11 protein-coding genes are annotated in these 14,079 nt (G+C 48.0%); 10 read left to right on the plus strand and 1 reads right to left on the minus strand.

All coding sequences use genetic code 11. From position 1 onward, the window contains the following. Nucleotides 1-23: 23 nt before the first annotated feature. On the plus strand, nucleotides 24-842 hold the full coding sequence (locus BZG25_RS09360; protein WP_077638952.1) for a DUF2057 family protein: 819 nt from the start codon (nucleotides 24-26) through the stop codon (nucleotides 840-842). On the opposite strand, the gene BZG25_RS09365 is transcribed toward BZG25_RS09360, so the two are convergent. After that, nucleotides 839-2,263, minus strand: coding sequence for a PLP-dependent aminotransferase family protein (locus BZG25_RS09365; RefSeq protein WP_077638953.1), 1,425 nt, complete (start codon nucleotides 2,261-2,263; stop codon nucleotides 839-841). The genes BZG25_RS09360 and BZG25_RS09365 overlap by 4 nt on opposite strands. Before the next feature lie 150 nt (nucleotides 2,264-2,413). On the opposite strand from BZG25_RS09365, the gene BZG25_RS09370 reads away from it, so the two are divergent. From BZG25_RS09370 to BZG25_RS09410, 9 genes are all read left to right on the plus strand, one after another. Further along, nucleotides 2,414-3,778: a cytochrome ubiquinol oxidase subunit I gene (locus tag BZG25_RS09370; RefSeq protein WP_077638954.1), complete on the plus strand. Its 1,365-nt coding sequence runs from the start codon at nucleotides 2,414-2,416 to the stop codon at nucleotides 3,776-3,778. Nucleotides 3,779-3,787: 9 nt separating this feature from the next. Continuing rightward, nucleotides 3,788-4,789 carry a cytochrome d ubiquinol oxidase subunit II gene (gene cydB, locus BZG25_RS09375; protein WP_077638955.1) on the plus strand — a complete coding sequence of 334 codons (1,002 nt, stop codon included), beginning with the start codon at nucleotides 3,788-3,790 and terminating at the stop codon, nucleotides 4,787-4,789. An 8-nt stretch (nucleotides 4,790-4,797) separates the two neighbouring features. Continuing rightward, complete coding sequence (locus BZG25_RS09380) at nucleotides 4,798-4,923, plus strand: DUF2474 domain-containing protein (RefSeq protein ID WP_198535218.1); 126 nt, start codon at nucleotides 4,798-4,800, stop codon at nucleotides 4,921-4,923. A gap of 154 nt (nucleotides 4,924-5,077) precedes the next feature. Continuing rightward, on the plus strand, nucleotides 5,078-5,431 hold the full coding sequence (locus BZG25_RS09385; protein WP_077638957.1) for a DUF805 domain-containing protein: 354 nt from the start codon (nucleotides 5,078-5,080) through the stop codon (nucleotides 5,429-5,431). Nucleotides 5,432-5,553: 122 nt separating this feature from the next. Next, on the plus strand, nucleotides 5,554-6,078 hold the full coding sequence (locus tag BZG25_RS09390) for a GrpB family protein (protein WP_077638958.1): 525 nt from the start codon (nucleotides 5,554-5,556) through the stop codon (nucleotides 6,076-6,078). A 172-nt stretch (nucleotides 6,079-6,250) separates the two neighbouring features. Then, nucleotides 6,251-7,456 carry an EAL domain-containing response regulator gene (locus BZG25_RS09395; protein ID WP_241828687.1) on the plus strand — a complete coding sequence of 402 codons (1,206 nt, stop codon included), beginning with the start codon at nucleotides 6,251-6,253 and terminating at the stop codon, nucleotides 7,454-7,456. Continuing rightward, nucleotides 7,453-12,237: a PAS domain S-box protein gene (locus BZG25_RS09400; RefSeq protein ID WP_077638959.1), complete on the plus strand. Its 4,785-nt coding sequence runs from the start codon at nucleotides 7,453-7,455 to the stop codon at nucleotides 12,235-12,237. Before BZG25_RS09395 ends, BZG25_RS09400 begins: the two co-directional genes overlap by 4 nt. A 16-nt stretch (nucleotides 12,238-12,253) precedes the next feature. Continuing rightward, entirely contained in the window at nucleotides 12,254-13,183 is a 930-nt protein-coding gene (locus BZG25_RS09405; RefSeq protein ID WP_077638960.1) for a GAF domain-containing protein, read from the plus strand. A gap of 153 nt (nucleotides 13,184-13,336) precedes the next feature. After that, on the plus strand, nucleotides 13,337-13,975 hold the full coding sequence (locus tag BZG25_RS09410; RefSeq protein WP_198535219.1) for an HD domain-containing protein: 639 nt from the start codon (nucleotides 13,337-13,339) through the stop codon (nucleotides 13,973-13,975). Nucleotides 13,976-14,079 lie beyond the last annotated feature (104 nt).

Consider the following 14,079-nt stretch of genomic DNA (forward strand, 5'->3'; position numbering starts at 1 on the left):
TTAACTTCCTGTAAGGGGGCTGTATGAAAGCAACTTTCCGTCTTGTGACCGCATCGAGTTGTCTACTTATTGTCGGTTGTACTAGCTTTGATTCGTCGAGTCAGTTTGATGATGTTGCGAGTTCAGTGAAAGAGCGTCGCCACTATGTGCAGGTGGTGACGAAATCGATCACGCCAGACATTCAGGTCTTGTCTGGGGCGAATGTCGTTAAAGCAAGTGCGAATTATGTGGCGAATTATCCCGTTGATAAGTCAGCAGGCCCCGACGTGGCTCCTTCCAAATTGATGACTGAAATCTCGTATTTTAAGAATTATCAAGAGTATGAAACCGTCACCATCAATGGTGAGACGCTGCCGCTTGAAAATACTCAAGTAACGTCAGAAACGTGCACGGAGCACTGTGTGACGACGCAATATGTTTCATTTCCGTTCTCCCCAGACATTGCCAACAATTGGTCTGAACCACAGGTTACCTATACCTTCAATAGTGCTGGGGGCGGAAATCGGGTGCAATTGTCGATTCCCAACGCTTACTTTATGGCGGCCAATGATGAGGCGTCGCGTGTTTTAGGGCGACAAAGCCAGTCCGCTGTATCCGCGAGTCAGCCAATCTCAGTGAAAGACACAAAAGAGAAACCAGAAGAAATGGTGGACTACTGGTATCAGCAAGCGACTGACTCTGAACGCAGCGCTTTTGCGGATTGGGCGTTTGCGCATCGTGACGGAAGCGGTGTACTGCCGACCACTCAAAGTCAGGCTTTGCAGATGATGGGTTATTGGTATCAGCAGGCGACCCCTACCTCGCGGAAAGCCATCCTTACTTGGTTACTCAACCAATCTTAGTGCCTTACCAAGGCTTGAATGTGCTGTGCAATCAAATCACATAAGGTGGCCAGCGCATTTTGGTGAGCATGATCGAGTGAGTAAGAGGTATTGAGTCTAAAACAATGGGCAAACTGTGCGTGTGTCGCAAACATGTTCCCTGGTGCGATACTGATATGATGTTTGAGCGCAAGGTGGTATAGGGCAGTAGTATCACTGCCTTTGGGCAAGATTATCCATAAAAAGTATCCGCCTGGGCTGTTAACGACCTCCACAGCTTGGGGCAAGTGATCGACAAGGAACTGACACGTCGCTCGCTTTCGCTCGGCAAGCGTGTGGCGAAGCTGCTTTAAGTGATGTTCATAGTTTCGGTTATGCAGGTAGTGGGCTACAGCAAGTTGAATGGGGACGCTGGTGGTCACCGTGCTCATCAACTGCAGCTTTTGTAGTTTCTGGGCTTGATCGCCAGCGGCTACCCACCCGAGGCGAAAGGCATCGACCAAGGTTTTTGAAAAAGACGAGCAGTGCAAAATATGACCGCTACTATCAAATGCTTTAATGGGCTTCGGTTTGTGTTCGCCATCGTAGAGTTCGCCATAGACATCGTCTTCGATTAAGTACACCTGATAGCGATTGACGAGCTCGGCAAGACGTGTCTTTTTCTCTTCTGACAGCGAATATCCCAACGGATTTTGATGATTGCTCATCAGCCAACAAGCGCGAATTGGATGCGTTTGCAAGGCGCGTTCAAGCGCATCAAGATCAATACCTTCCGTCGGATGAGTTCGGATTGCCATCGCTTTGAGTCCACGATTTTCAAGGGCTTGCAATGCGCCGTAAAACGCGGGGCTTTCGACTGCGACCCAATCGCCAGGTTGCGTGACCGCACGCAAGCTAAGATTTAACGCATCCAATCCGCCAGCTGTGATTACTATCTCATCGGGTGAGATTTGCATGCCCTGCGCTGCATAGCGTTGGGCAATCAGGTGTCTCAGTTGCGCATTACCCGGCGGGAGATTATCGACCACGCTATGAATCGACATAAAGCGCACGGAAGTGGTGAGCGAGCGATTTACTTGATGGCGAGGGGCGAGCAGGGGATCGACATAGGCATGCCCATAGCTTGCCATGCCGGGAGAGCGACTGGCTTGCAGGACATCGAAAATATAGTCATTAATATCGACCGATTCAGCAGGATGGAGGGCTGTATCCGTTCGGTTTTGGCTAAGTGCGGCATGAGGAGCGACACGATAGCCTGAACGGGGCTGTGAAACTATCCACCCTTGGCTTTCTAGCTGTTGATAGGCTTGGAGCACTGTCATCATGCTCAGACCTGAATAGGCGGCCTGTTTTCTCAGCGAGGGAAGCTTTTCTCCCACGTGCCAAATGCCAGCTTGAATCTGCTGTTTAATCTGTTCACTAAGCTTCTGATATTTAGACACCTTTACCCCCTTCAGTCTATTGGGCCGCTCAGACTATAACACGGTAGTCAGCAGGCTGTTATAGGTTAATCTGAACCGCCTGTATATGGGCACATTAATAATGGGCTTCTACCATGCGCGTTGGTCTAATTACTAAAGTGGACTTCACGTATGTTTGGTCTTGATGCCTTTATGTTGGCCCGTATTCAATTCGCGTTTACGGTTTCTTTTCACATTATCTTTCCAGCGATTACGATCGGCCTTGCCTGCTACCTTGCCGTGCTTGAGGGGCTATGGCTTAAAACTCGCGAGCAGGAGTACAAAAGCCTCTATCTTTTCTGGTCGAAAATTTTTGCGGTCAACTTTGGGATGGGCGTGGTGTCTGGGTTGGTGATGGCATACCAATTTGGCACCAACTGGAGTGGCTTTTCCGAGTTTGCGGGCAGTATCACTGGCCCCCTTCTGACTTATGAGGTACTCACCGCTTTCTTTTTAGAAGCCGGCTTTCTCGGCGTCATGCTGTTTGGTTGGCAACGTGTCGGTGATCGCTTGCACTTTTTCGCCACGTCCATGGTCGCGCTGGGGACGGTGATCTCTGCCTTCTGGATTTTGGCCTCCAACAGTTGGATGCACACGCCACAAGGGCATGAAGTGGTTAATGGTCAAGTGGTGCCTGTGGATTGGTTCGCGGTGGTCTTTAATCCCTCTTTCCCTTATCGCTTGGTGCATATGGTGGTCGCGGCGTTTTTATCCAGTGCCTTATTTGTTGGCGCGTCGGCGGCATGGCACCTGCTCAAAGGGCAGCGCAGCCCAGCGGTTAAGCGGATGTTTTCGATGTCGATGTGGATGCTGTTATTCACCGCGCCTGTTCAGGCTTTTATTGGTGATTTGCATGGCTTGAACACCTTGGAGTATCAACCTGCCAAAATAGCAGCGATGGAAGGGCATTGGGATAACAGCCACGGCGAGCCCACGCCGCTTATTTTATTTGGCTTACCGGATATGGAGGCGGAAACCACCCGCTACAAAGTAGAAATTCCCTATTTGGGGAGTCTGATCTTAAAACATAGTTTGACCGAGCAAATCCCAGCGCTCAACGAACTCCCTGCGGAAGACAGACCCAATTCGCCCGTGTTCTTCTGGGCGTTTCGTTTGATGGTGGGCTTAGGGCTATTGATGATCACACTTGGGCTAGTGGCGGCATGGCAGCGTTATAAAGGTCGCCTTTATGAACATCAAGGTTTGCTCCGTTTTGCTTTCTATATGGGACCCGCAGGTTTGGTCGCGATTCTTGCTGGCTGGGTAACCACTGAGGTAGGGCGCCAGCCTTGGGTAGTACATGGCCTTTTACGCACGCAAGATGCGGTGTCTGCCCACGGTGACTTGCACATGAGTATTAGCTTGATCAGTTTCTTTGTGGTGTACGGCTTGGTCTTTGGGTTGGGGTACATCTATATGATCCATCAAATTAAACTAGGGCCGGATCAGCACGATGACACGCCGCATGAACCGTTAACTGTCTCTGGCCGTGTGTAAGGGGGAAACATGGATTTAGCAATGATTTGGTTTGGCATCATCGTGTTTGCCACCTTAATGTATATCGTGATGGACGGATTTGATTTAGGGATCGGTATTCTGATGCCGTTTGTCACTCAACGCGAAGAGCGCGACTTGATGGTTAACAGTGTCGCTCCAGTCTGGGATGGCAATGAAACCTGGTTGGTCCTTGGTGGGGCGGCACTATTTGGTGCTTTTCCTTTGGCGTATGCCGTGATTGTCGATGCGTTAACGGTCCCTCTCACCCTAATGTTGGTAGCGCTTATTTTTCGCGGCGTGGCGTTTGAGTTCCGGTTCAAGGCGTTACCCGGTCATCATGGCTTTTGGGATACCGCTTTTATGGCGGGGTCGATTTTTGCCACCTTTTTCCAAGGGGTGACGGTAGGCGCGGTGATTGAAGGCTTTCCTGTCGAGGGACGCGCTTTTGCCGGCGGTGGACTCGATTGGTTGGCACCGTTTCCTCTCTTTTGCGGGATAGGACTGATCATTGCGTACGGTTTACTGGGGGCCACTTGGCTGATCATGAAAACGGAGCATGCGTTGCAAATGCGTATGTACCACCTGAGTCGTCGACTGGTTTTGTTGATGGCGGTAAGTATCGCGATAGTCAGTGTTTGGACACCACTCGCCTATCCGGGGATTGCCGACCGTTGGTTTAGTTTGCCAAATTTGCTAATGCTCTCTCCGGTTCCTTTATTGACGGTTTTTTGTTTGCTACGCCTTTGGCGTACCCGTCCTGATCACGCTCACCACCGTCCATTTATCATGGCGTTGTGTGTCACTTTGCTCGGATTTATTGGCCTCGGCATCAGCATTTGGCCGCATATCATTCCACCCAAGATCACGATTTGGCAGGCTGCCTCACCACAACAAAGCTTGCAATTTATGCTGGTTGGCGCGGTGTTTATCATTCCAGTTATTTTGATGTACACCTATTGGAGTTACCGTGTCTTTAGTGGCAAAGTGAATCCGGATGAGGCTTATCACTGATGGTTGGCATGACAAAACCTACTTGGCAGCGTTGGCTTTGGTTGATCGCTATCTGGGGAGCCAGTGTGGCAGCACTGGGGGTTGTCTCTTGGCTATTTAAGCTTTTGATGCATGCCGCAGGTTTGCAAAGCTAGCTGCCGTTAACTTTCTATTACGTGGCGAATCAGTGATAAGGGTCCCAAGCTGATGATAAAGCGGTCGGATGTCTTATCACTGAAATAGTACTGACTCGATAGTCCGTTCTATGATACGTGCGAACACTTCTTTCAACTAAAAATAGGGTTACGTATGGAATGGTATTTAAAAGTGCTGCGCAATTATGTCACTTTTTCAGGGCGCGCCCATCGTCGAGAGTATTGGATGTTCTTTCTGGTTAACTTTTGCATCTCCTTGGCGCTAAACATTGTCGCTGAAGCGACGGGGCTGGTGTTGCTGAGCATTGTGTACTCATTGGCGGTACTACTGCCAACCTTAGCCGTTACATCAAGGCGTTTGCATGACACGGGACGTTCTGCATGGTGGCTGCTGATTTCATTCATTCCTGTTATCGGGATGATTGCGCTGCTGGTGCTTTGTGCATTGGAAGGGGATCAAAATAACAATCAATACGGTTCTAACCCTAAGCTTGCGGAAGGCGTCTAGTAAGGTGGTGTGATTTGTTTGCATGGGAACTGCTGGTACGATAATCAACTAACTTGAGTCAATGTGTCGCTCATGCCGACTCACTCGTGTTTACCAGCATTCCTTTTTACCTTAGGTGCCACATGATCACACTCGAGCCCTACCAATTAGTTGACGCCAGTTTCTCTCCTTGGCGTCCTATTTATTTAGACGTTGCCCAAGCCTTGTCTGACCATATCTCGACACCTAGTATTGAGGTACTGCATTTTGGTTCAACATCAGCCAAAGTCGGTGGCAAAGGGATCATTGATTTATCTATTCTTTATTTCTCAGGAGAGCGAGAAAACGCAATTACCCATCTTTACGCGCTAGGCTTTCAAGATCAGCACAGTAAGCAGCCGTTTCCCGAACACCGCCCTCGTAAAGACGCCTCCGTAACCTATCAAGGTGAACGGTTTTTGATTCATGCTCACGTGATTGAAAAAGACAGTGATGAACATCATCGTCAAATTGCATACAAACAGTATTTGCTCGATAACCCTGATGTGCGCGCCGAGTACGAAGAAAAAAAGCGCAACATTTTAAAAGCAGGCGTTCACGAACAAGACAGCTACGTAAAACATAAAGCACCGTTCGTGAAAGCGGTTCTCAACGACATCGGCGAGTGAATATACGCTCAACGTCCTTCTCTTACCCTTTTTCACACGTCACTAGACTTTAGTCGTATAGATCGATTGTCACTCAAGTGCACCCGTTATGGTTGGTCTATAGTACTAAAGTAGGCACGAGGTGGTAAACCTTGAGGCGTTTGCTTTTCTAAAGGGCGAAGAGGGGCCGTGAGTGAGTGACTTCCAACAGGGAATATTAGTTGTTGATGATCAGCAAGTGGTTCGGCACACACTGGCGCTATGTCTTCAAAACCTTGGTTTCACGAGAATTTATCAGGCCGAAAATGGTCGGGAAGCGAGAAAGATCCTGAGCTCACATTCGATCCGGTGCGTGTTCTGCGATCTCAATATGCCGGTCGAAGATGGGTTTGAGGTACTCAAGTTTTTGGATGCGCAAGCCTACCCAGGCGCCATAATATTAATGAGTGGCGAGGAGGAGGAAGTGCTGGCCTCAACCGCCAATTTGGCGCGTCTTTATCAACTGAATATCATCGAATGTGTGGCCAAACCGCTTTCATTTGCAACAGTGAAACGACTGCTGAGCGCCAGTGAGCGTGAACTAGACATAGAGGCTAACCACGCGCCGCACTCACTACCGCCGCTCACTGCCAAGTTACTCAAAGGATACATAGATAAAGGAGGGCTAAGCGCGTTTTTCCAGCCGCAAATTTCCTTGTCCTCTGGTCGCCTCAAGGGGTTTGAGGTCTTGGCTCGCCTATTTAAACCTGATGATAGCATGGTTTTTCCCGACCAGTTTATCCCCACCGCAGAAAAACATCTTGAGAGCATCACTGACCTCACCAAACGCATCATTGAATGTGCTTACAGCGATATCAATCAGTATGGAAAAGGTATCGGCAATTTATCATTTGCCTTCAATATATCCGCCAAAGTGTTGGAGTCGGCAAACTTTCCACAGTGGTTACAAGCAACAACCGCCAAGTATCAATTGCGTCCAGAACAAGTGATCTGCGAGCTAACAGAGACGGCTTTTACCACTGATCAGGCGACCATTGATACCCAAATGCTGCGCTTAAAAATGATGAAGTTTAAATTGTCTATCGATGATTTTGGCACGGGTTACTCGTCCATTGCCCAACTGCATTCGATTCCTTTTGATGAGCTCAAAGTTGACAAGCGCTTTGTGCTTGATTGTTTATCGAATACAAAATCTGCGGCTGTGGTTGAACAAAGTATTCAACTCGCAAAAGCAATCGGGGTAAACGTGGTGGCGGAGGGGATCGAGAATCAAGAGGTGTGTGACTTTGTTAAAGCACTGGGATGTGACATTGGGCAAGGCTACTTTTACGCCAAGCCAGAGCCACTGAGTGTATTTGATTGGCGTGCAGCCAGTATTCAGCGTGGGAATCGTGAATGAAGTTTTCTGTGAAGCTACCTATTATTTTGCTGATGCTGGGCGGTTTAATGCTGGCATCCGTTACTGTGGTCTCTTGGAAAGGCCGCGAACTGCTTCAAGAAAGCACATTAACTAACATAGAGCGAGAAGCCGCACTACTGATTCGATTGATTGAAAGGAATCTTTTTGAAAGGTATCACGATGCACGCGCGTTTCCTTTGTCTCTAGGGAGTATTGAATCAGATAGTCTGAGTAACCGCCAAGTAAATGACAATACGGTAAGAAACCTTAACGAGTTAATCGCTAATTACAAAGTCTACCGTCGCATTGCGATAGTAAGTATGGAGGGCGAATTACTGGCGATAAATAATCAAAATAAGCATGGCAAATCGCTCGCGCCTCTTGACCTTTCCAAGTCACAAATTATGAACAGTGTTTGGTTTAATGAGATCCTTAACGGCCAAACCCTCGCCCCCGAACAACCGAACAGTACGTATGTCACCGGGCCAGAGCGTTTTATTTTCGGATCCAATGCTTCCTCTTACGACATGATTTTTGCGTCTGTGATCCGTAATACCGCGAATCGGCCTGTCGGTATATGGGTCAATGTGGTCGATTTTTCTACGGTCGAATCCATTGTGGCCGAAAGTTACGACTTACTCGCCAAACGCGGGCTCGTCAGTGCGGAATTAACCCTCTTAGACCGCCAGGGCCGTATTATCGTTGATTATGATCCTGTAGGACAAAATGAATCAACGTATCAAAGGGACTTTCAAGTTCTGGGTAAATTAAACTTGGCGACGAATGGTGTCGAAGGGGCGAGATTAGCCGTTGCTGGATTAACGGGGTCAAACATCTCAACACACTATCGAAAACAAGTGGATCAGGTCACGGGGTTTGCCCACACCGAAGGGGCGTATGATTACCCAGGATTGGGTTGGTCAGCGATGATACGCGTCGAAGTTGGAGAGGCGCTGCTTGCGCCCAATACCCTGTATAAAAATTCTTTTATCATGACTGCCACGCTGCTGTCGTTGATTGTACTGCTGGCCTTTTATGTATCACGGCAAGTTTTCAAACCTTTAGGGCAGCTGAGTACCGCTGTGCGAAAATTGGCGCGGGGCGAGCATAACTTTTCCCTACCGCAGCGAGACCGAGGCGATGAAGTTGGGGTCATGGCCAGTGAGCTGCTCAAACTGCGTGATATGGTGAGCGAGCGAGAAAGCTTAATCAGAGAAACGGAAGAGCAGCGCTTCCAGTTGGATATTCAAAGTCGCGCTATCGAAGCGACGGCAACAGGCATCATTGTCTCTGATGTTAGGCTTGCAGATTATCCCATTATTTATGCCAATAAAGCGTTTGAGACCTTAACCGGGTATAGCTCGAAAGAAGTGGTGGGCAAAAACTGTCGTTTTTTGCAGGCCGATGATCGTGATCAGCCAGAGTTTGATCGCCTCCGCTATGCCCTTAAAAATGCCTTATCTTGCTCCGTCGTCGTGCGCAATTATAAAAAAGACGGCACGCTTTTTTATAATAATCTACGCCTCGATCCCATCTTTGATGAAGTGGGCTCGTTAACCCATTATATTGGGATGCAGTCGGACATTACCGACCTCAAACAGGCAGAAGATGAGGCGAAACTTAAACTCGAACAAGAAATACAGCGCCGAACGCAAGACTTACAAGAATCCGAAGGGCGTTTGAGGACGGTGTTTGACACTGCACTTGATGGCATGGTGGTGATCGATACGCGAGGTAATATCCTTGAAGTTAACCGCTCATTGGAGCTTATATTTGGACGAATCCGTGAAGAGCTGGTGGGAGAAAATGTCTCTATTTTGATGCCAGATAAGTATAAAGCTGACCATGATGGATTTATAAGTCAGTATCAGTTAACAGGGAGTAAAAAGCTGATTGGCACACCACGAAAACTACAGGGTTTGCATAAATCCGGGCGTGAATTCCCCATAGAGGTATCCGTTGGCGAAACTTGGTTTGGCGATACCCAGGGGTTTGTCGGTGTGATTAAAGATATCACCGTAGAGGAGGACGTTAAGCAGCGAGAACAACGTCTTCAAGATGCGCTAAAAGAAAGAGAAGTCATCTATAGAACTGCTTTTGATCAGGCGGCAGTGGGTATATGTCGTGTTGACCTAGAGGGAAACTTTATTGAGGTCAATGACAGAATGAGTGAATTGCTCGGATATAACCAAGAAGCGCTGTTGCAATTAAGCTATCAAGACATCACTCATCCAGACCACTTATCAGCAAGTATCAAACACGTCACTCAACTTTCCTCGGGTGAGAGCCGATCGTTTTCGATGGATAAACAATATATTAAGCAAGATGGAGAGGCGCGGTGGGCCACGGTATCGGTTGCGACAGTGCTCGATGAAAATGGTGCGACCAAGTACTTCATTGCTGCGCTGGAAGATATTAGTCAGCGCAAAGCGATAGAAGGCGAGCTGCTCTCAGCAAAAAGGGCGCGAGATGAGTTGCTTCGCGGCATGCAGCTAGCATCTGATGCAGGCGGGATTTGTAATTGGTCAATGGATGTAACCACGGGGGAGCTTAAGTGGGACGCTAACATGTATCGCCTATATGGGATTGCACCTGAAGCGCCAGTGAATTACGAGGTCTGGCAGACATGCCTTCACCCCGATGACCGTCAACATGCGATCAAAGAAGTCGAAACAGCACTAAACGACAGCAATGTCTTTAATGCTGAGTTTCGCGTGATCCACCCTCAGACTCAGAGGGTCAGTTGGATTAAAGCCGCGGGCAATGTGGTGAAAGATGAGCAGTCGGGACGAGAAATGCTCTTTGGCATCAATTTAGACATTACACATGAGCGACAGACACAAGCCAAGCTAGAGAAAGAATCGGTCATGGCGAGAAAAGCCAACGAGGCAAAATCTCGCTTTTTAGCCACTATGAGCCATGAAATTAGAACGCCCATGAATGGTGTGATTGGCATGGTGGACTTATTAAAAGAAACGCCTCTGGAGCCAGAGCAAGCCAAAATGGTGTCGACGATTCGAGATTCTTCGTTCTCTTTACTTGAAATAATCAACGATATTCTCGACTTTTCCAAAATCGAATCAGGACAGATGGAGCTCGATCCGACCGATGTTAACGTGCTCGACTTAATTGAGAAAACCTTAGACGCACTATGGATTAGTGCTGACCAAAAGGGCGTCGAACTCTTTTTCTCACATGACTACGCTACCCCTGACTTTATCTTGGTTGACCCGGTGCGAGTACGCCAAATTCTTCTTAACTTACTGGGGAACGCCATTAAGTTCACCAGCAAAGAAAAAGAGGGAGGCCATGTCTTTGTCAAAACAGCATATTGTCATGACAGTCAGATGCTTACATTGAGCATCCAAGATACTGGCGTCGGCATGACGCACGAGCAGATGGATAAACTGTTCAAACCCTTTACACAAGCGGATAGTTCCACCACTCGGCGATACGGCGGAACGGGCCTAGGATTGAGTATTTCCAAGTCATTTGTCGATATGATGGGTGGCGATATTGCGGTTGAGAGTGAGTTTGGTAAAGGCAGTGAGTTTATAGTGCGAGTACCTGCGCCTAGCAGCGTCAAAACTCATGAAACCAACCGGCGTTATCCGTTTTCCGCGTTTTCCTTCGTTGTATTTATCGACCATGAGCCGCTCAAAAATACCTGTTTAGCATTACTTGAAAGCTTATGTCCTGGCGAGATTTTGGATGCAAAGGCGACGGTGCCGGCTAACTGGAATCCGGATACTATGATTGCGGTGACCACAGATGCAAGTATTTTGGAAAGACATCAAGGTATGCGGTGCCTGTTGTTGGGGAATGATTTTGGTGGAAACGATGCTTATCGGCATCCAGGGCCGTATCGGTTAAACCGGTCCCCCCTTAAACCCAGTGAGTTTGTGCTCGGCGCTGCAGTGATGTGCGGGCTTGAAAGCCCGGATGTTGATTGGAATGAAGCGGTACATAGCAATGCCTTTGCCTATGGCAGTCAGTTAGATGCACAAGTGTGTGGCACCATTTTATGTGCAGAAGATCAGCCAACTAACCAGCTTGTCCTCGCTAAGCAGCTAAAACAGCTTGGTTATTCATTTGAAATGACATCAGACGGCAAAGAAGCACTTGAGAAATGGCATCAAGGGGAGTACGCGATGCTCTTAACAGACTGTCATATGCCTGAAATGGATGGGTTTGAATTAGCGGCTGAGATAAGGCGGCTAGAGGCAGAAGAAAATCGCGAGCGTACCTTAATCATTGCCATCACCGCGAATGCACTTTTGGGAGAAGCGGATCACTGCCTGCAAGCGGGGATGGATGATTATATTTCCAAACCTGTTGAGCTTGAGACACTCAAGCGCGTGTTGGCATTACGTCTTAGAGGAAGAGCGTTAAGAGAGGGCGAGCCCACGCTGACTCAGACCAGCGAAGAAGTCTCTCATACCGAAGCACTCATCGATGACCGTCAGCTCGAGAAAGTCATTGGCAGCTCAGACCAAGAAATGAAGCGCGCTATACTGTCTATGTTTTGGGACGGCCTATCGGCGGATGTCAATGCGCTCGAGCAGGCCATTGTCGGCGCCGACGATGAAAAAATAAGAGCCATTGCACATGGGGCAAAAGGTGCATCTGCATCAAGTGGGGCGATGCGTTTGAGCGAGTTATTCCGAGTTATCGAAAAAAGCAGTCACGATCTCGAACAAGTAAAAGCCGTGTTTACCGAAATAAGTGCAATGATGACCGCAATCGAAACCGATCTGCGGGAAGAAAAAATCATTCAATGAATGTAAGAGGCACGATGTGATACATATCAACACGCAAGACCAAATTCCTTTTGAGCATTTTGAAAAAGCAAGTCGCGATACACTCAAGTATTTGAATAAAAAGTTTGGCTACGGTACGTGGATGATGACCCGTAAGCATGAAGATCAATGGGTCATCTTACAGGTAGAAGGGAGCAAATACGGTATTGATGAATTGACCACACTCACGTGGAGCGATTCAATGTGCAGTCGTATGGTGCAGGGTGAAGGACCGCGCTGGGCGCCTGACGTTGACAGTGTCCCCGCGTATGTGAACGCGCCAATTTATCAAGCGGAGAATATTAAGTCGTATATTGGGATCCCTGTTTGCTATTCGGATGGTAACTTATTTGGCACCTTGTGCGCGATAGACACCGAACCGGTCGATCGCATTCCGCCTGACGGGTTGGAAACCATCGAGCTTGTCTCTAAATTACTCTCAACGCTATTACAGCTTGAGCTGCAAAACATCGACTTATCGCGAAAACAAATGAGTTTTTTACCCTCACAATTAAAAGATCATGAAACCGGTTTTCTTAATCGATTAGGTTGGTCTTTATATTTAGAAAAAGAAGAAAGCAATATCCGTTCGGTGGGTACGCCCGTGTATGTGGTGGCTATTGATGTTTCTCAGAGCAACCAGTCAACGCATTTGAAAGATACCGCAATGACCACTCTGTTTGTGTCCATTCTCAATGGTGTTTTACATGACGATGGCTATATCGCTCGATTAGGGGAAGATATCTACACCATGCTCTGTGCCAATAAAACCGAAGAGCAAATGGCGGTGATGGTTGAACGTCTTGCGAAAGAATTGAGTGAGGCTCAGATCCCTGTCGCCATTGGCTTCAAAAAACACGACTACGGTGATAACTTAGACGCAACAGTGATTGCTGCCATCAAAAGTGTCAGGCGATCATTAACATAGTGTGTTCATGCCAGTGACGTTGGTCGAGCAGGAACACCCACTAGCACAGGAAACGTCATGTCACGTAAGCTAACACGCACTAAGCCTCGACCCTCCAAGCCTTGTATGGTGTGCCAATTTGTCAAAAGTGATATGAGCCGAGCAGTGCAGAGAGTGAAGCGGACCATTACGCGTACTGCCGTGCCATATGTTTCACCGGCGCATTATACTGTCCCCGATAGCCAAGCCTGTCAGCAGGCGTTAGCACTGGTTAAACAATTTAGTCCTGAATTTTTAGTCAACCACTCCTTACGTAGCTACGCGTTTGGTCTGGCGATGAACCACAAAATAAAACAAGGTGTTGATAAAGAAGTCTTTTTTGTTGGCGCAATCTTACATGATATTGGCTTGACCGACTATGTTGCCCAACAAGACACCTTCGAAGTCGAAGGCGCCATTGCTGCACAAGCGTTTGCATTGGAACAAGGATTGTCGGCGGAGCAGGCCGATCTGATTCATGAAATGGTCGCATTGCATAATTCGGTAGGTGTAGCGCATCAATGCGATCCAGAAATCGCATTGCTGCATTTCGGTGCGGGGGCCGATGTGGCTGGGCTTTGGATTGAAGATATTCATAAAAAGACGCTGCATGAGGTGCTTGAGAGCTATCACGATCAAGGGTGTCAGGCCGGAATGATTCAGCTGATTCAAGATCAAGTCACGCGCAAGCCGCATAGCTACATGTCGACCATGGTGGACTTAGGGTTCCTCAAAAAGGTGGCGAAACACCAATTTTCCCATAACCCACCATAAGCTGTTATATGCGACGTCAGGTTGTTGAGTCTGTCTGCTTTTCAACCATCTGAATCAAAAAGAATAAAAGGGCTATTGACCTCGGGTTAAATTTCATTAAAGTA

Origin of the sequence: Salinivibrio sp. ML198 (genome assembly GCF_001996015.1) — a bacterium.
GTDB classification, from domain to species: Bacteria; Pseudomonadota; Gammaproteobacteria; order Enterobacterales; family Vibrionaceae; genus Salinivibrio; species Salinivibrio siamensis.